Raw genomic sequence first — 22,512 nt, 5'->3', positions numbered from 1 at the left:
TTACGCACCAATTTGCAGCGCACAAAAAAAGATCGCAGCCTTCTGCCGAGGGCTGCGATCTTTTTCTAACGGGTTACTCGGTACTGCCGAGTCCCTGCCAATGCTTCAGCCCGATAAAGATAAACCGCAACTGCTGGGTGATTTTCGCCTGGGGTGTCAGGTGCTCGGGCAATGCTTCGGCCGGCGGATCGATGATGTCCGGCAGGGTCGCGAACACGCTTTTGACGATCAGATCGGCCATGACGCTCAGGCCGGCGATGTCCAGATGCTGCAGTTTCGGCATCAGCGACAAATCGGCCGCTAGGTCCGAGCTGATGTCCTCGCGCAGGCGGCCGATGGCCTGGCGCACCGGCAGCGAGCCGCCGTACTGCTCTCGGGCAAGAAACAGGAACTGCGAGCGATTGGCCGTGACCACGTCGAGAAAGATCCGCACCGAGGCATCGATGATACCGCCCATGACGAATTCGTTATGGCGCACCAGGCGGATGGTTTCGCGGAAGGTCTGGCCGACTTCGCACACCAGCGCCAGGCCCAATTCGTCCATGTCGGCGAAGTGCCGGTAGAAACCAGTGGGCACGATCCCGGCGGTTCGCGTCACTTCACGCAGGCTCAAGCTGCCGAATCCTCGGCCGCTTTCCATCAGGTGGCGGGCAGCGTCCATCAGGGCGTTGCGGGTCTGTTGTTTCTGTTCGGCGCGGGGCAGCATCGCAAGGGTGTTTTCTGGACAGGGACAGCGGCGCACTCTAGCAAATCGGCTTCGCTGGCGTCGAACGGACTGTCGGGGGATCACGCGGGGGAAATGCAGCTTCTATAAAGTCAAAAGCCCAATCCGGGGATTGGGCTTTTTTTCCAGGCCGCCATGGGCTTAGCTCACAGCGCTGTTGCGTTCGATCACACGGTCACCACCACCTTCAGCAAGGGTTTGGCCTTGTGGAGTGCGATCGGCACCGTCAGCCGCCAGGGTTTGGCCTTGTGGAGTGCGATCGGCACCGTCAGCCGCCAGGGTTTGGCCTTGTGGAGTGCGGTCGGTACCGTCAGCCGCCAGGGTTTGGCCTTGTGGGGTACGGTCGGTACCGTCAGCCGCCAGGGTTTGGCCTTGTGGGGTACGGTCGGTACCGTCAGCAGCCAGAGTTTGGCCTTGTGGAGTGCGGTCAGCACCGTCAGCGGCCAGGGTTTGGCCCTGTGGAGTGCGATCCGAACCATCCTGGGTGATCAGGCCTTTTTCTTTCAGGCGCTCGTTACCGTTGGCACCATCGGCAACGGTCTGGCTGAACACCGAGTGGCTGTCTTTGACTTGTGGAGTGGCCTGATCGGCAGCCGGCAGAGCAAAAGCGGTGCTGGCTAACATTGAGAGGGTCAGGCTAAGCAGTAATTCGCGTTTCATGATGGGTTGCTCCTTGGGAGGGCGATAAAGTGGGTACGAGGGCAATGCTACTCTCGATAAGTCGATATAAAAGTTCATAAACGCAATGGTAATAATCAACGGAATTGATTGTTTGGCCGAGCGGCTCTAGACCGGGCGTTTCCGGCGAACGTTTTTGCACTGAGGTGGGTATTTTCGACTCATTTTCGCCTCGCAAAAGTGCGGGGTCGGTAACGCTAAAAAGAGAGGGGCGAGACGGCTATTTGCGTTCGATCGGCCTTCGGGTTAAACCTGCGGGCCGTTTTCCAGTCGTACATTTCATGGCAGGCCGGTTCTGGCCTAACGTTTCATCAGTGCGTCGCTGTCAGGGCGCTCAGTCGTATTCAGGAGCTCTGTGCAATGACGCGCACTCGTAAAATGCTTGCCTGGACCTCCGCCAGCCTCGTTGTGCTGCTGGCCGTCCTGGTGCTGATCATCGCGTTCTTCGATTGGAACCGGATCAAGCCGCCCCTTAACGCCAAAGTCTCCGAAGAACTGCATCGTCCGTTCGCCATCAACGGCAACCTCGCGGTGGTCTGGCAGCGCGAGCCCGACGAAGGCGGCTGGCGGGCCTGGGTACCGTGGCCGCATGTGGTGGCCGAGGACCTGAGCCTGGGCAACCCGGACTGGTCGAAGCAACCGCAGATGGCCACTCTCAAACGCGTCGAGCTGCGTATTTCACCGCTGGCCTTGCTGACACAGCGGGTGACGATCCCGCGCATCGACCTGACCGAGCCCAATGCCGACCTGCAGCGCCTGGCCGACGGCCGCGCCAACTGGACATTCAAGTTCGACCCCAAGGATCCGAATGCCGAGCCTTCTAACTGGGTGCTGGACATCGGTGCCATCGGCTTCGACAAGGGCCATGTCACGCTCGACGACCAGAGTCTGAAAACCCGCCTCGACTTGCTTATCGATCCGCTGGGCAAACCGATTCCGTTCAGTGACATCGTCGGCGACAAAGCGGCGAAAACCGCGCTTGAGAAGGGCGGTTCGCCGCAGGATTACGCGTTCGCGTTGAAGGTCAAAGGCCAATACCACGGCCAGAATCTGGCCGGCCAAGGCAAAATCGGTGGTTTGCTGGCCCTACAGGATGCCGCCAAGCCGTTCCCGCTTCATGCGCAAATGAAGATTGCCGACACCAGCGTCGAACTGGCCGGCACGCTCACCGACCCATTGAACCTCGGCGCCCTGGATCTGCGCCTGAAACTGGCCGGTGCCAGCCTGGGCAATCTCTATCCGCTGATCGGCGTGACCCTGCCGGATACCCCGCCGTACGCCACGGATGGGCATTTGACCGCCAAGTTGCATGAGTCGGGCGGGGCGGTTTACCGCTATGAGGACTTCAACGGCAAGATCGGCGAGAGCGACATCCATGGCAACCTGGCTTATGTCGCGAGCCAACCGCGGCCCAAGCTCAGCGGGGCGGTGGAGTCCAATCAACTGTTGTTTACCGACCTGGCCCCGCTGATCGGCGCCGACTCCAATGCCAAGCAAAAGGCCCGCGGCGGTGAAAGCAAGCAGCCGGCGGACAAGATACTGCCGGTCGAGGAATTCAAGACCGAGCGCTGGCGCGATATGGACGCTGACGTTGAATTCACTGGCAAGCGCATCGTCCACAGCGAAAAACTGCCGTTCAACGACCTCTACACCCATTTGGTGCTGACGGATGGTGTGCTCAGTCTCGAGCCCCTGCGTTTCGGCGTGGCGGGCGGCAATCTGGATGCGCAGGTTCGTCTGAACGGGCGCGCCGAGCCATTGGAAGGCCGGGCCAAACTGACCGCGCGCAAGTTCAAGCTCAAACAGTTGTTCCCGTCCATTGAACGGATGAAAACCAGTTTCGGTGAGCTCAATGGCGACGCCGACCTTACCGGTCGTGGCAACTCGGTGGCCAAGCTGCTGGGCACTGCCGACGGCAATTTGAAGATGCTGATCAATGATGGCGCCATCAGTCGCGAGCTGATGGAGCTGGCCGGGCTCAATGTCGGCAACTATGTGGTCGGGAAAATCTTTGGCGACAAGGAAGTGAAGATCAACTGCGCGGCGGCCAATTTCGACATCAAGAGCGGTCTGGCGACCACGCAGTTGTTCGTCTTCGATACCGAGAACGCGATCGTCTATATCGATGGCACCGCGAATATGGCGACCGAGCAACTGGACCTGACCATCAGCCCGGAATCCAAGGGCTGGCGCTTGATTTCGTTGCGTTCGCCACTGTATGTGCGGGGCAAGTTCATCAAGCCGGATGCGGGGGTGAAAGCGGTGCCGCTGATGCTGCGCGGGGCCGGGATGGTGGCGCTGGGTGTGATTGCCGCGCCGGCGGCGGGTTTGCTGGCGCTGATCGCGCCGAGCGCTGGGGAGCCGAATCAATGTGCGCCGTTGCTGGAGCAGATGAAGGCGGGCAAGGCTCCGGTGACGGTCAAGCCCACCCGGTAGATCAAAAGATCGCAGCCTGCGGCCGCTACATTGGAACGCGTTCCCCTGCAGGAGCTGCCGCAGGCTTCGATCTTGGCAATAGACCAGACAATCGAGCTTCCTCCTGCAACCACGCAAAAAACGCCCGCACCGGCGGATGCCGTTCGCGCCCTGGTACACACAGTGCGCTGTATCCGGCCCCGTCGACCTGAATCTCACCCCGGTAAGGCAGCAATAAGCCGCTGGCCACACTCTCCGACACCAGAATATTGCTCGCCAGCACCAGACCTTGCCCGGCGATGGCGGCTTGCAGGGCGTAATGTTCTTCGTCGTATTCACGCACCGCTGGCTGTCCGGTCAGCCAGGTTTCGCCGGATTGCGCGCACCAGGCTTCCCAGCCGTGGGCATACAGTTTGGAGTTATGCCACTGCACGCTGATCAGGGTGGGTACCCGACGGGTCGCCAGGGCCACTTGTTCAGGCGAACCATAAACCCCGAAGGATTCGTCGAACAGGCACAACCCATACAGGTTCGGGTAGTCGTCTTGGCTGTAGCGCAGCACCAGATCGACGCTGGCGTCCTGATGCAAATCGATGACTTCGCAGTGAGTGTCCAGCCGCACGCTGATGTGCGGATGCCGGGCATAAAACCGTCCCAGCCGTGGCACCAGCCAAAGGGCGGCGAAAGCGGCGGTGGTGGAGATCGTCAGGCTCGTGCCGCTGCGTTGCGGGCGCAAGGTATCGACGCTTTGCGCCACTTCCAGCAGGGCGCCATGCAGGCTACGGAATAGCCGTTCGCCGCACTCGGTCAGGCGCACCTGGCGTGGCAGTCGTTCGAACAGCGGCACGCCGAGCCAGTTCTCCAGGGAGCGGATCTGGTGGGAAACCGCCGTCGGCGTCACGGACAGCTCTTCGGCGGCCGCCTTGAAACTCAGCAGGCGCGAGGCGGATTCGAAGGCCCGCAGGGCGGTTAATGGCAACGAGGCAAACATTTAAAACTCCATGGGTGAAATAGATTCATCCAGACTGATTTTTGCTCATTTGAAGGCAGGCGGCTGTGCACTTCAAGCTGCAACCACAAGCCGTTTCAGTTTAGCCCTCAAGGAGATTCAGATGAGCACAATTCTTGCCATTCACGCCAGCCCCCGTGGCGAACGCTCTCATTCGCGGCGGTTGGCCGAGGTGTTTCTTTCAGCCTGGCAGGTCCGTAACCCGCAGTCGCAATTGACCCGCCGTGAAGTCGGCCGGGCGTTGATCCCGGCCGTCAACGAAGCCTTCGTAGCGGCTGCTTTTCATCCGGAGCCTCAAGCGCGACCGTTGTCGATGCAGGCCGACCTGGCACTCAGCGATGAGTTGGTGGGGGAGTTGCTCGGCCATGATCTGCTGGTGATTTCCACGCCGATGTACAACTTCAGCGTGCCCAGTGGCCTCAAGGCCTGGATCGACCAGATTGTGCGGCTCGGACTGACGTTCAATCACAGCCTGGACAACGGCATCGCGCAGTACGAACCGCTGGTGCGGGGCAAGAAGGCGTTGATCGTCACCAGTCGCGGCGGGTTTGGCTTCGGCCCGGGCGGTGAGCTTGAAGCGATGAACCATGCCGACCCGTTGCTGCGCACGGCGCTGGGGTTCATCGGCATCACTGACGTCACGGTTGTCGCCGCCGAGGGCGAAGAGTCCGCCGAGCGCACCTTCCAGGTTTCCGTAGCCGAGGCCGAACAGCGCTTGCTGGCGCTGGCCAGGGAGTTCTAGATGGCCTGGCTGTTCTTGCTGATTGCCGCCGGGTTCGAGGTCACCTTCGCCATGGGCATGAAGTACGCCGAAGGCTTCACCCGGCTCTGGCCATCAGTGATGACGGTGGCGGCGGCCGTGGGCGGGATTTACTTCCTGACCCTGGCCATGCGGGAGTTACCGGTGAGCATCGCCTACCCGATCTGGACCGCTATCGGTTCGCTGGGCACGGTGTTCCTCGGCTTTGCGCTACTGGGCGAAAGCCTCACCGCGCTCAAGCTGGTGTCGGTCGGGCTGATTGTGGCGGGCGTGGTGGGGTTGAAGTAGGGGATGTCATAGACTGGTCGTCGAGTTGTCATCTTGGATGGCGATGCTTGGCTGAGGCCTTGCATCCAGCCTTGCTTCATCTCACCGACCACAAGGATGTTCATCCATGTCGCAAGGCTCTGCCACGCGTTACCCGTTGGTGCTGGTCCCGGGGATGCTCGGGTTTATTCGTCTGCTGCTCTATCCGTATTGGTTCGGGATCATTTCGGCGTTGCGCCGGGATGGGGCGACCGTGATCGCGGTGCAGGTCTCGCCGCTCAACTCAACCGAGGTGCGCGGTGAGCAATTGCTGGCACGAATCGAGGAAATCCTGCACGACACCGGGGCCGAGAAGGTCAACCTGATCGGCCATAGTCAGGGCTCGCTCACCGCTCGGTATGCTGCCGCAAAACGCCCGGACCAGGTGGCTTCAGTGACTTCGGTGGCCGGGCCCAATCACGGTTCGGAGCTGGCGGACTACCTGCACGATCACTACCCGGCAGACAGCGCCAGGGGCCGATTGCTCACCTTTTTTTTGTGGTTGATCAGCGCGTTGATGTGCCTGCTGGAAACCGGGTATCGCGGGCCGAGGCTGCCGGTGGACATCCCGGCTTCGCACCAGTCGCTGACCACGGCCGGCGTGGCGCTGTTCAATCAGCGTTATCCACAGGGGCTGCCTGACACCTGGGGTGGGCATGGTCCGGAAGTGGTCAATGGCGTGCGCTATTACTCCTGGTCCGGGACTTTGCAGCCGGGCAAGACCGATCGCGGGTGCAACCTGTTCGACGGCACTAACCGCAGTTGCCGGTTGTTTGCCAGAACCTTCGTGCGTGAAGCGGGGCATTGCGACGGGATGGTCGGGCGCTACAGCTCGCATCTCGGGACGGTGATTGGCGATCAATACCCGATGGATCACTTCGATATCGTCAACCAATCCCTGGGGCTGGTGGGCAAAGGGGCGGAGCCCGTGCGGTTGTTTGTCGAGCATGCCGCGCGGTTGAAGGCGGCAGGGGTTTAGACCGCGTTATCGTTCTTCGCGGGCAAGCCACGCTCCCACAGGTTTGGCGTCGTGCCCATTGCCAGCGTCCGACACAAAACCTGTGGGAGCGTGGCTTGCCCGCGAAGGCGTCCGGTCAGGCAACGCTGTTCTTGCGGCCCAGCACGGTAGTCCAGCGCTCCGACAAAATCACCCCACCCAACGTCAACACCCCACCCACCAGGTGATACAGCGCCAACTGCTCATGCAGCACCACCGCCGCAATCAGCGCCGTAATCAACGGCAGCAGATTGAAAAACAGCGTGGTCCGGCTCGGGCCCAGGCGTACCACGGCCTGCATCCACGCCAGCGGCGCAAGCATCGAGGCCAGCAGACAGGCGTAAAGCACCAGCGGAATGTTATGCAGGGTCGGGCCGATTTTCGGTGAGGCGAGGAACAGCGGAAACAGCACCGCCACCGCCACCAGCACCTGTAAATACAGCAACACCAGCGGCGGCAAGCGCAGCTGCCATTTTTTCAGCAAGGTGCTGTAAACCGCATACGCCAGCGTGGCGATCAGCATCATCGCATCGCCCAGGTTCACCCCGTGCTCCAGCAACGCGCCAAGGCTGCCGGACGACACCACCACCAGAACACCGGCAAACGACAGCACCGCGCCGGCCAGCGCACCGGCGGTCAGGCGTTGGCCGAGGCTGACCATCGCCATGGCCAGCGACATCAACGGCATCAGCGACAGAATGATCCCCATGTTGGTGGCCGACGTCAGTGTTGCAGCGAAATAGGCCAGGCTCTGATAAACCGCCATGCCGAGTACGCCGAGGATGAAGATCCTCCCCAGGTTTGGGCGTATTACCGGCCAATGGGCGATCACCGGCTTAAGCATGAAAGGCGTGAACAGAATCCCGGCCAGCAGCCAGCGGTAGAAGCCGATTTCGGCGGGGAAGATTGCACCCACCGCGAGTTTGTTGATCACGGTGTTGCCGGCCCAAATGAAAATGGCCAGCAGGGGATAAGCGTATTGCATCGGAAAAAAGCCAGAACGTTAATGAGGGGCAATTATCCGTCTGTCTGGATGCAAGCCTATACTGCGATCCAGACAACCTGCCCCTGATTCCGGACAGCATGAACAGTAAACACATCGACCTGCTGGATTTCAGCGAACTGCCGTCGGCGGTGTATTTCCGCTATGCCGACTTCAGCGCTCACGAATACGCTGCGCCTCACCGGCATCCGTGGGGCACGCTGGAGTACGCGGCCCATGGCGTGTTGCACATGGAAGTCGATGGCAGCCGTTTCATGTCGCCGCCGCAGTACGCGGTGTGGGTGCCGCCCGGGACCGAACACAGTTTCTATAGCCATCAGCCGATCAACTATCGCGCGGTCTGCCTCGCGCCGACGCTGTGCCGCAATCTGCAGCAACAGGCCTGCACCCTGGCGATCAGCGACATCCTCAAGGCGATCCTGAAAGACTTCGCCGCCCGCGATGTGAAAATTCCCGAGCACGACGCGGACCAGCGTCTGGCTCAAGTGCTGGTGGACCAACTGCAACAGGCGCCCATGCATGAGTGCTATTTGCCCTACGCCAGCAGCCCCGGGTTACTTGGCATTCTGGAAGCCTTGCAGGCCGAGCCTGGGGATAACCGGCCATTGGCGTATTGGGCCGGGCAGGTTCACGTCAGCGAACGCACGCTGGCCCGGCAGTTTGTTCGCGAGTTGGGCATGAGTTTCGGTGAATGGCGGCAACGGTTGCGGTTTCTGGCGGCGATCGAAGCGCTGGACAGCCACCGCAGCATTCAGGAAATCGCCTTCGACATGGGTTACAGCACCGGCTCGGCGTTTATCGCGATGTTTCAACGCCAGGCCGGGTGCACGCCGGAACAGTATCGACGCAGCCACCTTGATAGCAGGTGAACGTGTAACAGGCTTTGTCTACACTCCAGAGCGAGGCCGTACCCATCGGTGCGGTAACAAGGAGAAAACTCCATGAAGATGTTGCGTGCCCCGTTGTTGATGATCGGTCTGCTGCTCTGCTCCCAGGGTTTCGCCGCCACTGCCCAACAGAACAAGATGACCACTTGCAATGCCGACGCTACCGCCAAGAGCCTTAAAGGCGACGAGCGCAAAGCCTTCATGAGCAGCTGCCTCAAAGCCGCCCCGGCCGCCGATGCCGCCAAACCCCTGACTCCTCAGCAAGAAAAAATGAAAACCTGCAACGCCGATGCCGCCACCAAGGCCCTCAAGGGCGATGCGCGCAAAGCGTTCATGAGCGAGTGCCTGAAGAAAAAATAAACATCAAAAGATTGCAGCCTGCGGCAGCTCCCGCATGAGATCGCGTTCCCTGTAGGCGCTGCCACAGGCTGCGATCTTTTCGGGGTGACGCCGCTTGTGGGTCATCCGCTCGCTTCGGCGCCGGAACGCTGGCAGACTGCCAATCCTTTCACGTCGTTCGTTTTGAGGCTGTATGTCAGCGTTTTCTCAGCGTCAGGTCTTGTTGCTCATCAGTTGGGTCATCATCTTTGGCGGTTTGCTACTGGTGATCCCTCTGCGATTGCTGCCCAGCCTGCTGGCCGGGTTGTTGGTATTCGAACTGGTCAACATGCTCACGCCGCAATTGCAACGGCTGATCGAAGGCCGCCGTGCGCGCTGGTTGGCGGTGGCATTGCTGGGAACATTGGTGGTCAGTGTGCTGGCGCTGATCTTTGCCGGTGCGATCAGTTTCCTGCTGCACGAGGCGGAAAACCCCGGTGCTTCCCTCGACAAATTCATGGGCGTGGTCGACCGTGCACGCGGGCAGTTGCCGCCGTTCATCGATGCTTATTTACCGGCCAGTGCCGCCGAATTCCGGGTGGCCATCGGTGAGTGGATGAGCAAGCACTTGAGCGACTTGCAGCTGGTGGGCAAGGACGCGGCGCACATGTTCGTGACGCTGCTGATCGGCATGGTGCTGGGCGCGATCATCGCCTTGCAGCGCGTGCCGGACCTGACCAAGCGCAAGCCCTTGGCCGCGGCGCTGTTCGACCGTTTGCACCTGTTGGTCCAGGCATTTCGCAACATCGTCTTCGCGCAGATCAAGATTTCCCTGCTCAACACCTTCTTCACCGGGATTTTCCTCGCGGTGGTCCTGCCGATGTTCGGGATCAAGCTGCCGCTGACCAAAACCCTGATCGTGCTGACCTTCCTGCTCGGCTTGTTGCCGGTGATCGGCAACCTGATGTCGAACACCTTGATCACCATCGTCGGCCTGTCATTGTCGATCTGGGTGGCGGTGGCGGCACTGGGGTATCTGATTTTTATCCACAAGCTCGAATACTTTCTCAACGCGCGCATCGTCGGCGGGCAGATCAGTGCCAAGTCGTGGGAGTTGCTGCTGGCGATGCTGGTATTCGAAGCCGCGTTCGGCCTGCCGGGGGTGGTGGCGGGGCCGATTTATTACGCGTACCTGAAGAGTGAGTTGAAGCAGGTGGGGATGGTTTGATCCTGCGTTGATCTACTGTGGCGAGGGGGCTTGCCCCCGTTGGGTCGCGAAGCGGCCTCTCTTATCTCCAAAAGAAGGGACTGCTGCGCAGTCCAACGGGAGCAAGCCCCCTCGACACAGGGTTTCAGGTCAATCCATCGAGCCGTAACGCTTGGCCGCCTCGATCGCCAACCCGCTACCGATGCTGCCGAAGATATTCCCCTCAACATGCTGCGCCTTCGGCAACATCGCCGAGACGCTGTTACGCAGCGCCGGAATCCCGCTAGAACCGCCGGTGAAGAACACCGTATCCACCTGATCGACCCGCACATTGGCGTCGTTCAGCAACTGGGTCACGCTGTTGCGCACCCGCTCCAGCAAGTTGTCGATGGCTGATTCGAACAGCGCACGAGTCAGTTCCACACTCAAACCGGGCTCGATGCGGTCCAGCGGCACATGACGGCTGTCAGCGTGGGTCAGCTGGATCTTGGTTTCTTCCACTTCCATCGCCAGCCAGTGCCCGGCGCGCTGGTCGATCAGCTTGAACAGGCGATCGATGCCGCCGGTGTCTTCGATGTCGTAGCGCATGCTGCCCAGGGCCAGGGTCGATTTCTGCGAGTACACCGAGTTGATGGTGTGCCAGGTCGCCAGGTTCATGTGATGGCTGGTGGGCATGTAGGCGCCGCTCTTCATCCGGCTGCCGTAGCCGAACAGCGGCATCAGGCCTTGCAGGCTCAGCTGCTTGTCGAAATCGGTCCCGCCGATGTGCACGCCGCCGGTGGCGAGGATGTCGTCATGACGGTTGTCATGTCCGCGTCGCTCAGGGGACAGGCGCACCAGCGAGAAGTCGGACGTACCGCCGCCGATGTCGACAATCAGTACCAGCTCTTCCTTTTCGATGGTGGATTCATAGTCGAACGCCGCTGCAATCGGCTCGTACTGGAACGAGACGTCCTTGAAACCAATGGCGCGGGCTACGTCCACCAGGGTGTTCTCGGCTTCCTGGTCGGCCAGTTCATCGTCATCGACGAAAAACACCGGACGGCCCAGCACCACTTCCTCGAACTCCCGACCGGCGGCGGTTTCGGCACGCTTTTTCAACTGGCCGATGAACAGCCCGAGCAGGTCCTTGAACGGCATCGCCGTGCCGAGGACGCTGGTGTCGTGCTTGATCAGCTTGGAGCCCAGCAGGCTCTTGAGCGAGCGCATCAACCGGCCTTCGTAACCTTCCAGGTACTCGTGCAGTGCCAGCCGGCCGTACACCGGGCGGCGTTCTTCCATATTGAAGAAGACCACCGAGGGCAGGGTTATCTTGTCGTCCTCCAGCGCGATCAGCGTTTCCATGCCGGGGCGCAGCCAGCCGACGGTGGAGTTGGACGTGCCGAAGTCGATACCGCAGGCACGGGCTGGAGATGCGTTTTTCATGTCTTTCAAGTTCCGGTTAAAAAACGGCCGCGCAGTGTATGTCAGTGCGGCGCAGATTCGAAGGCCGACTATCTGTTAAATCACATTGATCTGCGCTTGAAAGATGCGCCATCACCCCCAAACTTCCCTGCATAGGTTTGGCAATCCTTGGGCTACAGCAAGAACTGCGCCCGGCTGCCGATAAACTACTGATGCGCTGCCCGGTCACAAAGTTGAGATTGATCAATCAAGACGCTGTAAACCAGAGCATGCTGTACCGAGTGGCGCGATTTCGATAATGGATGGTGATTCCCTCGATGGACTTCAAAGACTATTACAAGATTCTCGGCGTGGAGCCGACCGCGGACGATAAGGCGATCAAGGCCGCCTATCGGAAGCTGGCGCGCAAATACCACCCCGATGTCAGCAAGGAAAAGGACGCCGAGGCCAAGTTCAAGGATGCGTCGGAAGCCTATGAAGCGCTGAAAAGCGCCGACAAGCGCGCCGAATACGACGACTTGCGCAAATACGGTCACCACGGCCAGCCGTTCCAGGGCCCGCCGGGTTGGCAGAGTCGTGGTGGTTTCGGTGGCGGTGGTCAGGACACGGGCGATTTCTCGGACTTCTTCAGTTCGATCTTCGGCAACCGTGGTTCGGGTTTCGGTGGTGGTGGACGGTCGGGCCATAGCGCCGGTCGTCGAGGGCAAGACGTGGAAATGGAATTACCGGTTTTTCTGGAAGAAACCCTCTCGACCGAATCGAAGAAGGTCAGCTTCCAGGTGCCGCAGTACAACGCTGCCGGCCAGCATGTCAGCAACACCAGCAAAAGCCTGAACGTGAAGATCCCCGCCGGCGTGACCGACGGCGAGCGCATCCGCCTCAAGGGCCAGGGTGCTCCGGGCATCGGTGGCGGGGCCAATGGCGACTTGTACCTGACCATTCGTTTTGCGCCGCACCCCAAATTCGATGTCGAAGGCGAAAACCTGATCATCACCTTGCCACTGGCGCCGTGGGAACTGGCGCTGGGGACCGAAGTCGCGGTGCCGACCCTGACCGGCAAGATCAACCTCAAGGTGCCGGCCGGCAGCCAGAATGGCCAGCGTATGCGCGCCAAGGGCCACGGCCTGATGCACAAGGCCGGGCACCGTGGTTACCTGTTCGTGCAGCTCAAGGCGGTGATGCCGAAAAAACTCGACCATGACGTCAAGGCGTTGTGGGAGGAGTTGGCGAAAAAAGCTGCTTTCGATCCGCGAGAGAATTTTTGATTCCAAATTAAGGAGGAGCCCAATCATGAGCGACCCCGTGATCGTTCTATTGGACCTGGCAGAATTCTGTGAGGCGACCGAGTTGTCGGACGTGCATGTGATCGAGATCGTCGAACACGGCATCCTCGAACCACAGGGGACAGAGCCCAAGGATTGGCGTTTCACCGACTACGAACTGGTATTGGCCAAGCGCGCCGCCAAGCTGCGGCGCGACTTGGAACTGGAATGGGAAGGCGTCGCCCTGGCGCTGGACCTGCTTGACGAGGTCCAGCAGCTGCGGGCCGAGAACCGCATGCTCAAGCAGCGGTTGGGGCGCTTGGTGATCGAATAGTTGTAAACACTAAACCTGTGGCGAGGGGGCTTGCCCCCGTTGGGTTGCGTAGCGACCCCAAATCCGGTCATCGCGGTTTTTCAGACTGACCGCATGCGTCGATTTTACGACTGCTGCGCAGCCGAACGGGGGCAAGCCCCCTCGCCACAGCGGTCCCAAGGCGTTACACCTTCCTGGGCAACACCACGCTAAACAGTGTGCCCTCAGCCTCGTTGGAACTGACCTCGATCGTCCCTTGATGGGCATCAACCACTTCCTTGACGATGAACAATCCCAGACCAAGGCTGGTGCTAGGAGCTCCGAGTTCTTCGTCGGCACTGCGTACCAACGGATCGAAGATGGTGCCGATTGCCTCGGGTGGAATCGGCGCACCGTCGTTGTGCACGGTGAGGCGAACGCTGTCCGTTTCACCCCTGAGGGTCAGTTTGATCACGCTGTGGTTCGAACCGTGCTGCAAGGCATTGCCGATCAGGTTCTGCAGCATTTGAGCGAGCCTTCGGCCATCCCATACACCCCGGGTATCACCTTCGACGCTCAGTGTCGGATCGCATTGCGGATGAGCAGCGCAGGCTTGGGCAATCGCTTCGCGCGCCGCCTCGGCCAGGTCCATGGGCGCCGGTTCGATCGGCAGGCGCTTGCCCAGGCGACTGCGCACCAGTTCCAGCAAATCGCTGACCATCACCGCCATGTGCCGAGCGCCACGCTGGATATGGATTGCACACGTCAGCGCGTCGCCTTCGAGAGCGGCTTTGCGCAGCAGCATCTCCGTGGACATGCTCACCGCTTGCAGCGGCGCGCGCAGGTCATGGCCGAGGATCGCCAAAAAGATGTCCCGGGAGCGATTGACCTGCTCGGCATAAGCCTCGGTGGATTCGGCCAAGGCTTCGTCGATGGCCTCGTTGAAACGGATCATGTCCTGGAAATAGGCGATGTCCGGGGCGTCCAGGCTGTCGACCCACAACCGAATCACACAGGCACGCAAATGGCGGAACTCACTGGTCATCTGCACCAGGTCGAAGCCCACGGTATGCCGCAGTTCGCCATGGCTGGCACCCGCTTCATCCAGGCTTGGGGTTTTCTCCGGGCCTTCGCCCTTGGCCTTGGCGAGCTGTTCGCTGGCGGTTTGCGCGGTGGTCATGTCCCGCGCTGCCGCCAGCAGAATCGCCTTGGCGTGGTCGCGCAAGGCTGCTTGATCCATGTACTCGGCCGCCGGGGCGATCGTTCTGGCGAACTGTTCCCATTCATCGACGATACGGTCCACGTGTTGCCTGATGAATTCGGATAAGCGCATGGCCGGCACACCTGACTGGAAACTCTTGGCATCTTAGCCCCTTTGCCGACGGGTAAAAACTACCGCTGACAAGGCGGATCAGGCTTGCGAGTTTTGTGGGTGGTATTTAATTGTTTTTTAGATTCTAAAGTTGAGTGGTGTTGTTTGTTTTATCGCTGTTTTCCAACAACTATTTGAGCTTTTATTTTTGTCGTCATTGAATAAGCTAGGCGTTCTGTTGATCGCATAGGGATACATGCGTAATGAATGAAGTATCAGAAGGATCTGTTTCGGGCACGTCTCCAGTGCCCGCTGTCGATGAAAATATTCATCTGAATTATCTTGCAACCAAAGTGCCGGCGTTAATAAATAAGCCATTGGTATCAAAACTTGTATCAAATGCAATTCAGCCACCCGACTTTCCCGAGTGGTACGTCAAGGCCAGCGCTATCGACCGTCAGTATCTCAAGGAGCTCATGAGTGAGCGCTGGCGATTGCAGGACAGTCTGGATGTCACACTGGGCAATTTACAAAAGGACATCAATAAGTTCGCCGAACCCTTGCTTGTTCAGGCCCTGAAAGAAAAGCTGAACCTGGATCTGGATGTTCATGCGACATCGGTACGGCTTTATATTCCGGCCCTTCTGGGTTTTGGCATCGACACCAATGCCAGTCGGCTCAGGCAGTCAACTCTGCTGGAGGCCGCACTCCATAACTTCGAGGAGTCTGAAACCCGTGCTGGCACCTTTCGTGATGGCTCCGGCATTTTCATTACCGACGCCGAAGGAGCCCTCAAGCGCCATTCATTGACCATCGAAAGTTTTGCGAGTCTTTGCAGGGATCTGGATCTCGGTGCGCAATATCAGCGACACATCACAGAGTTGCTGGCCCCTGCGGCGGCAGGTGCAAAGGCCTCACTTGAGCAACACTTCATCGGGACCGAAAAAGCTGCGTTCAATGAGTCGGCGCTGATTGCATATTTGAAGGGGGATATCACTTCTTATGCGTACGGCAAGTTGCAGCAACTGCGAGACAACCAGACAAACATCACGATGGGCAAGCGCCCGTTACAGTCTCATCGACTGTCTCTTTTGGGGGTGAAACTGTCGGGTATCGTGTTGTTCAGTGCAGTGGCTGATTCAACACGAGTAAAGCGAATCTACAATAGCCTGGTTCCGACACACCAACGAACAATGATGGAGTGGTCGCGCAAACTGGCTATTTTGCCCGGGCAGGAGTTTGATCAATTCAAACTACTCAAAGCCTTTTTTGCCAACGGGCCAAGCGGTGTGGTCGACGAGATACAGAGTAGAAACGATATTTTTACGCAAAGCCGGCTCGATGGCGCCTTGATCGCCTACGTACCTGAAGACCCTGAACATCCTTTGAAGGAATACCCGTCCTTCACCGATTTCATGAAGGAGCTGACGAGCCAATTGCGCTCGTCGGACTACCAGCAGTTCTTCAGTCGGTTCGTACCGCAAAAAGACAAGGGCAGGTTTTTCGCACGCGTCAGAGAGCGCTTCAGCACCTTTACCTGGCAGCAGCGGGAACCGTTGAGCATGGGGCCATGGTGGCGGGAAACTGCAGTGGAAAACCCCGATGCAGAGCCGATCACCAACGTGATTGAAGGCGCGCTCTGGCCTCAGCTCAGTCAATGGAGGCTCGACAAGGCCATCGCCGATGCGCGAGATATCGCCGTTCCCACTGACGATGAAGATGCCAATGCCCGTTGGGCGCGACTAAACAGTTACGCGAGCATCGGCTGGAACGTATTCAACTTCGGCGCGATGCTGGTACCGGGTTTGGGAGAGGCCATGCTGGGCATCATGGTCGGGCAAATGCTGCTCGAAACCATGGAGGGCATCGAAGACTGGAGCAAGGGAGACAAGGAAGAAGCGTCGGCGCTTCTGTGCGGTGTCCTGATCAATGCTGCCCAGCTGGCAATCATGGGGGCAGGGCATGTGTTGCCGACGGGCGCAGCGGCAGCGGTCAAGCCTTCGCCTTTTATCGACCAGTTGAGGCCGGTCGTACTCGCTGACGGCAAGACCCGCCTCTGGAACCCGGACTTGAGCCCGTACGAGCATCAAGTCAGTTTGAGTTCCGACTCGACGCCCAACGAGCGAGGCCTTCACGTGCACGGTGATAAGGAGTTGCTGCCGCGCGACAGCAAATACTTCGCGGTGCAGGACGATCCACTGACCGGCGAGCCAAGGATGCAGCATCCGGACCGGCCAACAGCTTACCAGCCAAAGCTTGACCACGATGGCGCCGGTACCTGGCACACCGAACTCGACCGCCCTGTCGAGTGGACTTCGGCCGAGCTCATGCGTGGGCTGGGGACGAAGTCAGAAGCGTTCGATGATGCAATGCTTGAACGCATCCGTATCGCCAGTGGTATCGAAGAAGATGTGTTGCGTCGGCTGCATGTCGAAAACGAAGCGCCGCCCGCGTTGCTGGTCGACACCATCAACCGGTTCAAGGCGTGGGCGGAAACGGGGAAACTGCCTGAGAACGACCAGTCAAACATTGCCGACGCCAGGACGCTTCAGGACACCTTCGCGCAATTGCCCGCCAACATGGCAGAGGAGCTACTGAGCGCCGCTGATCCGGCTGACTTGCGAGTGCTGGCCGAGCAAAAGCGTATTGGCTTGCACCTCAGGCAACAGGCGCGCGCCGCCTCGCTGGAGGTGCGTCTGGCGCGTGCCTATGAAGGGCTGTTCCTTGATTCACTGCAGGCGCTGGATACGGAAAGGCTGGCACTGCATAGCCTGGAAAGCTTGCCGAACTGGCCGCAGGAGGTGCGCATCGAGATTCGCGAGCATTCTTTCACTGGCCGTCTGCGCGACAGCATTGGCCCAGAAGAAGCGGATGTACGCAAAGTCCTGGTCAGCACGGAGAACGGTTATGAAGCGCGGGATGCCGAGGACAACCATCTGCACGGCGCCGATGACCTGTTTTCTTCGGTACTGCATGCCCTGCCTGACGCTGAACGCAAAGCACTGGGTTTTGAAATCAATCAAGGCTCGACACTCAAGCACACCGTTCAAAATGCACCATTGGCGCGTGACCAGCTGCGTCCGATGCTGGCGGACAGTCCGCTGCGCAAGCCTGCCTATGATCCCGAGACGATGAAGCTGTTTGGTGGAATGCCTCTTCCTCAAGGCATTCGACGGCTCACCGGACGCCTGACGTTGCAGGAACGCGTCAGGAGCGTGCGGCCGGGCTGGACGGAGGAGCAAGCCCAGGCTTATCTGGACGGTGCCGGCAACGAGGCTGACCCGGAACTGCGGGCCAGCGCGCTGGAAGCGGAATTCAACCGCCTCAATACCAACTTCCAGCGCTGGCTGAATTCGCCGACGGAAGCGTACAGATTCAGCCCTGCCGGCGTTGCCGAATGGCAGTCCAGAAACAAGTTGTACAAGGCCATTCGTCAGTGCTGGCAGCAAACCGGGCCCAGGGATGTGGACGCTTCCGGGAATCTACCGGGGACGGTGCTTGACCTCAGGAATATGCCCTTGGGGCGGCACTTGGGGACCATGCCTCCTCTGGATGCCGATTTTCAGCACGTGACTTGCCTGAACTTGCTGGGCACTGAAATGACCGACGCTCACGTCGCCTTTCTTGATCATTTCCCCAAACTCCGTTCGCTCAACCTTACCGGCAACCGGCTCACGCATTTTCCCAGTGCCGTGGGGCGAATGATTGGACTGACCGAGTTGTACCTCGCCGATAACCGGATTGTGCTGGATCTGCAGGGGGCTACGTACTTGAGATGGCTTACCCGACTTCAAAGTCTCGATTTGCAGGGGAACCCGCTGGGTCGAGTGCCGGATATCGGCGGTATGCGCCTGCTGCACACGGTGATGCTGGGCGATACCGGCATTGATACCTGGCCGGACGGATTGTTTTCTCAACCCCGATTCCGGCATTTTTACTTGAATCTGCAACGCAATGAACTGAGGGTCATCCCTCGGGTGACGCCCGGCTCTGTCGGAGCGGAGCTGGTGGCGCGGACGGTGGTGAGTCGGGACCGGCAGTGGATGTCGGCCGATACTTTGAACACGCTCAGAGACAACATCAGGTCCGTCGGCCTGGACCCCGATCGTCCGTATCCGCCTCGTGGTGTGCGCGACAGCCTTGAGTGGGAGGCTGGCCTGACGCGACGAGATTGGGTCGCCAAACAGGAGATATGGAACAGCGTGGAGGACGAATTCGGCTCGGTGCATTTTTTCAATAAGATCAGGAAGCTCACTGAGTCCAGCCACTTCCAAAACGACAACGCATTCAGAGTGGACATGACGAGCAAGGTCTGGCGAATGCTGGAAGCGATGTCCAAGGACAGTGAGTTGCGGAGCAACCTTTTTGTCATCGGCAGGGACGAGGCTACCAACTGTGTGGATGCCGGGGCCCAGTTGTTCAATTCAATGGGTGTGGAGGTGCTGATCCACGAAGCCTATGCGCTGGGGAGTCCAAGCCTGGTGGAGGCTGAACTGGTGCAGCTTGCCAGAGGCAAATCCCGTCTGGATGAGTTGAGCCGGATTGCCCACCAAGTGATCGCCGGTCGACTGGCGAACGGTGAGGATTACATGGTGGTCGATGCCAACGGCCGTGTTACGGGGAGCATCGATGAGGTCCAGGTACATCTGGGCTACATGACGGACCTGGCCGAGCGACTGGATCTGCCCTGGCAATCCCGTGATCTGCAGTTCCGCACGTACACGGACGTCACGCCTGAGATGATCGAAGATGCCTATCGGCGGGTACTGGATCTGGAGGCCGGCGATTTGCTGCGTGATTCCATCGTTGAACAGCCATTCTGGGCGTCTTACGTCCAGGGCTCGAATCGTCGCGCGTTCAAGGTGTTCAGGCGTCGAATCGATGCAACGACGGAGTTTTTCATGGCGCTTGATAAGCGCGCGACCGAACAGGATCTTTCGCTTGAGGCAAAGGCCGGCCTGAAAGAGGAGCTGAGGGTACTCGCCGCAGAGCTGGGCAAACCGGAAAGCGAGATTGCCCCAGGACAGATCATGACTCACGAGGCCTATTCCGCCGAGCTGGACTTGATCTATAACGAAATGAAGACACTGCTCAAAACCCTGACCCAACAGGCGATGGATCGGGCGAAGCTGTAAAGGGTGGAGATACCCTTTACGGTTGAACCGAGCAACTGATTGACCTGACAATACAGCCATCCCGGCACGAAGATTGACGCCCTTCGTGCCGGGTTTTTTATGCCTGACTGGAAATCAAAACAGAAAATACCGCTGGGCCATCGGCAACACATCCGCCGGTTCGCACCACAGCAGTACGCCGTCAGCCTTGACCTGATAGGTCTGCGGATCGACATCAATGTCCGGCAGATAGTCGTTGTGGATCAGATCGGTTTTCTGCACCTCGCGGCACCCTTTGACCACTGCGATTTTTTTCTTCAAACCCAGCGCCTCAGGCAGACCCGCCTCCTGTGCAGCCTGGCTGATAAAGGTCAGGCTGGTGGCGTGCAGCGAGCCGCCATAACTGGCGAACATCGGTCGGTAATGCACCGGTTGCGGCGTCGGAATCGAGGCATTGGCGTCGCCCATGAGGCTGGCGGCGATGGCGCCACCCTTGAGGATGAGCGTCGGTTTGACGCCGAAAAACGCTGGGCGCCAGAGCACCAGGTCGGCCCATTTGCCGACTTCGATCGAGCCCACTTCATGGCTGATGCCATGGGTGATCGCCGGGTTGATCGTGTACTTGGCGATGTAGCGTTTGGCGCGGAAGTTGTCGTTGCCTTGGCCATCGCCCGGCAGTGGTCCGCGCTGTTTTTTCATCTTGTCGGCGGTCTGCCAGGTGCGGGTGATGACTTCGCCGACGCGGCCCATGGCCTGGCTGTCGGAGCTGATCATCGAGAACGCGCCGAGGTCGTGGAGGATGTCTTCGGCGGCGATGGTTTCGCGGCGGATGCGGCTTTCGGCGAAGGCCACGTCTTCGGCAATGCTCGGGTCCAGGTGGTGGCAGACCATCAGCATATCGAGGTGTTCGTCGATGGTGTTGCGGGTGAACGGCCGGGTCGGGTTGGTGGAACTCGGCAGCACATTGGCGAAACCGCAGGCCTTGATGATGTCCGGCGCGTGACCGCCGCCCGCACCTTCGGTGTGGTAGGTGTGAATCGTGCGGCCCTTGAAAGCGGCGAGGGTGGTTTCGACAAAACCGGACTCGTTGAGGGTGTCGGTGTGAATCGCCACTTGCACGTCGTACTGATCAGCGACGCTCAGGCAGTTGTCGATGCTCGCGGGCGTGGTGCCCCAGTCTTCGTGCAACTTCAGGCCGATGGCGCCCGCCTTGACCTGTTCGATCAGCGGTTCCGGCAGGCTGGCGTTGCCCTTGCCGGTGAGGCCGATGTTCATCGGAAACGCATCGGCGGCCTGGAGCATGCGCGCCAGGTGCCACGGCCCTGACGTGCAGGTGGTAGCGTTGGTGCCGGTGGCCGGTCCCGTGCCGCCGCCGATCATGGTGGTGACGCCGCTCATCAGCGCTTCTTCGATCTGCTGCGGGCAGATGAAGTGGATATGGGTGTCAATGCCGCCGGCAGTGAGGATCATGCCTTCACCGGCGATCACTTCAGTGCTGGCGCCGACCGCGATGGTGACGTTGGGCTGGATGTCCGGGTTGCCGGCCTTGCCGATGGCGGCGATGCGCCCATCCTTGAGGCCGACGTCGGCCTTGACGATGCCCCAGTGGTCGATGATCAGCGCGTTGGTGATCAGGGTGTCGACGACATCGCGTGCCAGCAGTTGGCTTTGGCCCTGGCCGTCGCGAATGACTTTGCCGCCGCCGAATTTCACTTCTTCGCCGTAGGTGGTGAAGTCCTGTTCCACTTCGATCCACAGTTCGGTGTCGGCCAGGCGGACCTTGTCACCGACGGTGGGGCCGAACATGTCGGCGTAGGCTTGTCTTGAGATTTTCATGCGCTTGCCTTGGGATTCAATTGGGTTTGAGACTGTTCGCTTCGCTCACAGATTCGCGGGCAAGCCCCGCTCCTACAGGGGGATGCGATCAATTGTAGGAGCGAGGCTTGCCCGCGAAGGGGCCGGTGCGGACAACGCATTACTTACAGGTCGCCCATGATCCTGCCGGCAAACCCGAACACCCGGCGATGCCCGGCCAGGTCCACCAGCTCGACCTCGCGGCTCTGCCCTGGTTCGAAGCGCACCGCGGTGCCGGCGGGGATGTTCAGGCGCATGCCACGGCTGGCGGCGCGGTCGAAGGTCAGCGCGTCGTTGGTTTCGAAGAAGTGATAATGCGAGCCGACCTGGATCGGCCGGTCGCCGCTGTTGGCCACCGTCAGGCTGACAGTGCGTCGGCCCACGTTAAGCTCGATGTCGCCGGGCTGGATCTGGTACTCACCGGGAATCATCACTGGGCTCCTTGGAGAATCTTGTAGTAGAGGGCGGTCGGTTTGTAGCGCCCGTTCGGGTCGCAGGCGTAGTCCGGGATTTCGCCGGCACGGGTGTAACCCAAGGCCTTGTAGAAGTCTTCGGCGGGGGAGCCGGCCTCGGTGTCGAGGTAGAGCATGCCGCGCTTGTGCTGGCGGGCCGTAAGCTCAAGGGCATTCATCAACTGCTGGCCCAGGCCGCGACGACGGGCGTGTTCACGCACCAGCAGTTTCTGCACTTCGGCGCGGTTCAGCCCATTGGCTTTCTGGCACAGGTTCAGTTGCACACTGGCCTGCACCTGTTCGTCCTTGACCACCACCCACAGCAGCACGTTGCCTTTGTTCAGGTTGTCCTGGACTTCATCGAAATGGGCTCGGGCCTGGGTGGCGTCCAGATCCGCCATGAACCCGACGCTGGCGCCATAGCCGACGGCGTCGAGCAGCAGATCAATCAATCCCTGACGATAGTGCGCAAAGCTTTCAACGTTGACGCGTCGCAGTTGGGCGGCGTTCATGGGGCA

General features: G+C 59.8%; 19 protein-coding genes. 10 read left to right on the top strand and 9 right to left on the bottom strand.

Annotated elements, in window-relative coordinates; all coding sequences use genetic code 11:
* Positions 1 to 73: 73 nt before the first annotated feature.
* Both AF70_RS25460 and AF70_RS25455 read right to left on the bottom strand, forming a co-directional pair.
* Entirely contained in the window at positions 74 to 706 is a 633-nt protein-coding gene (locus AF70_RS25460) for a TetR family transcriptional regulator (protein WP_018928469.1), read from the bottom strand.
* Positions 707 to 865: 159 nt separating this feature from the next.
* Positions 866 to 1,384, bottom strand: coding sequence for a hypothetical protein (locus AF70_RS25455; RefSeq protein WP_019582228.1), 519 nt, complete (start codon positions 1,382 to 1,384; stop codon positions 866 to 868).
* A gap of 378 nt (positions 1,385 to 1,762) precedes the next feature.
* Here AF70_RS25455 and AF70_RS25450 point away from each other — a divergent pair, with 378 nt between their 5' ends.
* A complete protein-coding gene (locus AF70_RS25450) occupies positions 1,763 to 3,838 on the top strand; it encodes an AsmA family protein (RefSeq protein WP_028940154.1) in 2,076 nt (691 codons plus the stop codon).
* 25 nt (positions 3,839 to 3,863) lie between these two features.
* Here AF70_RS25450 and AF70_RS25445 read toward each other — a convergent pair whose 3' ends face one another.
* Positions 3,864 to 4,808 carry a LysR substrate-binding domain-containing protein gene (locus AF70_RS25445; protein WP_028940153.1) on the bottom strand — a complete coding sequence of 315 codons (945 nt, stop codon included), beginning with the start codon at positions 4,806 to 4,808 and terminating at the stop codon, positions 3,864 to 3,866.
* 121 nt (positions 4,809 to 4,929) lie between these two features.
* Between AF70_RS25445 and AF70_RS25440 the strand changes: the two genes are divergently transcribed.
* From AF70_RS25440 to AF70_RS25430, 3 genes are all read left to right on the top strand, one after another.
* Positions 4,930 to 5,568, top strand: a complete 639-nt coding sequence (locus AF70_RS25440; RefSeq protein ID WP_019582231.1) for an FMN-dependent NADH-azoreductase — start codon at positions 4,930 to 4,932, stop codon at positions 5,566 to 5,568.
* On the top strand, positions 5,569 to 5,874 hold the full coding sequence (locus AF70_RS25435; RefSeq protein ID WP_019582232.1) for a multidrug efflux SMR transporter: 306 nt from the start codon (positions 5,569 to 5,571) through the stop codon (positions 5,872 to 5,874).
* Positions 5,875 to 5,980: 106 nt separating this feature from the next.
* Positions 5,981 to 6,871 (top strand): triacylglycerol lipase, encoded by an 891-nt coding sequence (locus tag AF70_RS25430; RefSeq protein ID WP_028940152.1) that lies wholly within the window; start codon positions 5,981 to 5,983, stop codon positions 6,869 to 6,871.
* Between the two features lie 115 nt (positions 6,872 to 6,986).
* On the opposite strand, the gene AF70_RS25425 is transcribed toward AF70_RS25430, so the two are convergent.
* Positions 6,987 to 7,874 (bottom strand): DMT family transporter, encoded by an 888-nt coding sequence (locus AF70_RS25425; protein WP_028940151.1) that lies wholly within the window; start codon positions 7,872 to 7,874, stop codon positions 6,987 to 6,989.
* A gap of 98 nt (positions 7,875 to 7,972) precedes the next feature.
* Between AF70_RS25425 and AF70_RS25420 the strand changes: the two genes are divergently transcribed.
* The 3 genes from AF70_RS25420 to AF70_RS25410 all read left to right on the top strand — a co-directional run bounded on the left by AF70_RS25420 (position 7,973) and on the right by AF70_RS25410 (position 10,325).
* Entirely contained in the window at positions 7,973 to 8,761 is a 789-nt protein-coding gene (locus AF70_RS25420) for a helix-turn-helix transcriptional regulator (RefSeq protein WP_028940150.1), read from the top strand.
* 72 nt (positions 8,762 to 8,833) lie between these two features.
* Positions 8,834 to 9,139, top strand: a complete 306-nt coding sequence (locus AF70_RS25415) for a PsiF family protein (protein ID WP_019582235.1) — start codon at positions 8,834 to 8,836, stop codon at positions 9,137 to 9,139.
* A 172-nt stretch (positions 9,140 to 9,311) separates the two neighbouring features.
* Positions 9,312 to 10,325 carry an AI-2E family transporter gene (locus AF70_RS25410; protein ID WP_018928460.1) on the top strand — a complete coding sequence of 338 codons (1,014 nt, stop codon included), beginning with the start codon at positions 9,312 to 9,314 and terminating at the stop codon, positions 10,323 to 10,325.
* A 129-nt stretch (positions 10,326 to 10,454) separates the two neighbouring features.
* On the opposite strand, the gene AF70_RS25405 is transcribed toward AF70_RS25410, so the two are convergent.
* Positions 10,455 to 11,729, bottom strand: coding sequence for an Hsp70 family protein (locus AF70_RS25405; RefSeq protein ID WP_028940149.1), 1,275 nt, complete (start codon positions 11,727 to 11,729; stop codon positions 10,455 to 10,457).
* A gap of 296 nt (positions 11,730 to 12,025) precedes the next feature.
* Here AF70_RS25405 and AF70_RS25400 point away from each other — a divergent pair, with 296 nt between their 5' ends.
* Both AF70_RS25400 and AF70_RS25395 read left to right on the top strand, forming a co-directional pair.
* Positions 12,026 to 12,973, top strand: a complete 948-nt coding sequence (locus AF70_RS25400; protein WP_018928458.1) for a DnaJ C-terminal domain-containing protein — start codon at positions 12,026 to 12,028, stop codon at positions 12,971 to 12,973.
* Between the two features lie 25 nt (positions 12,974 to 12,998).
* Positions 12,999 to 13,304, top strand: a complete 306-nt coding sequence (locus AF70_RS25395) for a chaperone modulator CbpM (protein ID WP_018928457.1) — start codon at positions 12,999 to 13,001, stop codon at positions 13,302 to 13,304.
* Between the two features lie 163 nt (positions 13,305 to 13,467).
* On the opposite strand, the gene AF70_RS25390 is transcribed toward AF70_RS25395, so the two are convergent.
* On the bottom strand, positions 13,468 to 14,595 hold the full coding sequence (locus tag AF70_RS25390; protein WP_019582237.1) for a sensor histidine kinase KdpD: 1,128 nt from the start codon (positions 14,593 to 14,595) through the stop codon (positions 13,468 to 13,470).
* A 242-nt stretch (positions 14,596 to 14,837) separates the two neighbouring features.
* Between AF70_RS25390 and AF70_RS25385 the strand changes: the two genes are divergently transcribed.
* Positions 14,838 to 19,709, top strand: a complete 4,872-nt coding sequence (locus tag AF70_RS25385; RefSeq protein ID WP_050438305.1) for a dermonecrotic toxin domain-containing protein — start codon at positions 14,838 to 14,840, stop codon at positions 19,707 to 19,709.
* Between the two features lie 114 nt (positions 19,710 to 19,823).
* On the opposite strand, the gene ureC is transcribed toward AF70_RS25385, so the two are convergent.
* The 3 genes from ureC to AF70_RS25370 all read right to left on the bottom strand — a co-directional run bounded on the left by ureC (position 19,824) and on the right by AF70_RS25370 (position 22,506).
* Entirely contained in the window at positions 19,824 to 21,524 is a 1,701-nt protein-coding gene (gene ureC / locus AF70_RS25380) for an urease subunit alpha (protein WP_019582239.1), read from the bottom strand.
* Positions 21,525 to 21,667: 143 nt separating this feature from the next.
* Entirely contained in the window at positions 21,668 to 21,973 is a 306-nt protein-coding gene (locus AF70_RS25375; RefSeq protein WP_019582240.1) for an urease subunit beta, read from the bottom strand.
* Positions 21,973 to 22,506: a GNAT family N-acetyltransferase gene (locus tag AF70_RS25370; RefSeq protein WP_019582241.1), complete on the bottom strand. Its 534-nt coding sequence runs from the start codon at positions 22,504 to 22,506 to the stop codon at positions 21,973 to 21,975. The genes AF70_RS25375 and AF70_RS25370 overlap by 1 nt, the downstream gene beginning before the upstream one ends.
* Positions 22,507 to 22,512: the final 6 nt, after the last annotated feature.

Origin of the sequence: Pseudomonas sp. KD5, assembly GCF_012932895.1 — a bacterium.
GTDB lineage: Bacteria > Pseudomonadota > Gammaproteobacteria > Pseudomonadales > Pseudomonadaceae > Aquipseudomonas.
The sequence above is the reverse complement of the archived record's forward strand: the minus strand, read 5'-3'. Positions and strand labels throughout refer to the sequence as shown.

What these genes read in the sequence shown, in the direction of transcription:
- AF70_RS25460 (WP_018928469.1), bottom strand. Translation starts at nt 706, where the DNA reads ATGCTGCCCCGCGCCGAACAGAAACAACAGACCCGCAACGCCCTGATG.
- AF70_RS25455 (WP_019582228.1), bottom strand. Translation starts at nt 1,384, where the DNA reads ATGAAACGCGAATTACTGCTTAGCCTGACCCTCTCAATGTTAGCCAGC.
- AF70_RS25450 (WP_028940154.1), top strand. Translation starts at nt 1,763, where the DNA reads ATGACGCGCACTCGTAAAATGCTTGCCTGGACCTCCGCCAGCCTCGTT.
- AF70_RS25445 (WP_028940153.1), bottom strand. Translation starts at nt 4,808, where the DNA reads ATGTTTGCCTCGTTGCCATTAACCGCCCTGCGGGCCTTCGAATCCGCC.
- AF70_RS25440 (WP_019582231.1), top strand. Translation starts at nt 4,930, where the DNA reads ATGAGCACAATTCTTGCCATTCACGCCAGCCCCCGTGGCGAACGCTCT.
- AF70_RS25435 (WP_019582232.1), top strand. Translation starts at nt 5,569, where the DNA reads ATGGCCTGGCTGTTCTTGCTGATTGCCGCCGGGTTCGAGGTCACCTTC.
- AF70_RS25430 (WP_028940152.1), top strand. Translation starts at nt 5,981, where the DNA reads ATGTCGCAAGGCTCTGCCACGCGTTACCCGTTGGTGCTGGTCCCGGGG.
- AF70_RS25425 (WP_028940151.1), bottom strand. Translation starts at nt 7,874, where the DNA reads ATGCAATACGCTTATCCCCTGCTGGCCATTTTCATTTGGGCCGGCAAC.
- AF70_RS25420 (WP_028940150.1), top strand. Translation starts at nt 7,973, where the DNA reads ATGAACAGTAAACACATCGACCTGCTGGATTTCAGCGAACTGCCGTCG.
- AF70_RS25415 (WP_019582235.1), top strand. Translation starts at nt 8,834, where the DNA reads ATGAAGATGTTGCGTGCCCCGTTGTTGATGATCGGTCTGCTGCTCTGC.
- AF70_RS25410 (WP_018928460.1), top strand. Translation starts at nt 9,312, where the DNA reads ATGTCAGCGTTTTCTCAGCGTCAGGTCTTGTTGCTCATCAGTTGGGTC.
- AF70_RS25405 (WP_028940149.1), bottom strand. Translation starts at nt 11,729, where the DNA reads ATGAAAAACGCATCTCCAGCCCGTGCCTGCGGTATCGACTTCGGCACG.
- AF70_RS25400 (WP_018928458.1), top strand. Translation starts at nt 12,026, where the DNA reads ATGGACTTCAAAGACTATTACAAGATTCTCGGCGTGGAGCCGACCGCG.
- AF70_RS25395 (WP_018928457.1), top strand. Translation starts at nt 12,999, where the DNA reads ATGAGCGACCCCGTGATCGTTCTATTGGACCTGGCAGAATTCTGTGAG.
- AF70_RS25390 (WP_019582237.1), bottom strand. Translation starts at nt 14,595, where the DNA reads ATGCGCTTATCCGAATTCATCAGGCAACACGTGGACCGTATCGTCGAT.
- AF70_RS25385 (WP_050438305.1), top strand. Translation starts at nt 14,838, where the DNA reads ATGAATGAAGTATCAGAAGGATCTGTTTCGGGCACGTCTCCAGTGCCC.
- ureC (WP_019582239.1), bottom strand. Translation starts at nt 21,524, where the DNA reads ATGAAAATCTCAAGACAAGCCTACGCCGACATGTTCGGCCCCACCGTC.
- AF70_RS25375 (WP_019582240.1), bottom strand. Translation starts at nt 21,973, where the DNA reads ATGATTCCCGGTGAGTACCAGATCCAGCCCGGCGACATCGAGCTTAAC.
- AF70_RS25370 (WP_019582241.1), bottom strand. Translation starts at nt 22,506, where the DNA reads ATGAACGCCGCCCAACTGCGACGCGTCAACGTTGAAAGCTTTGCGCAC.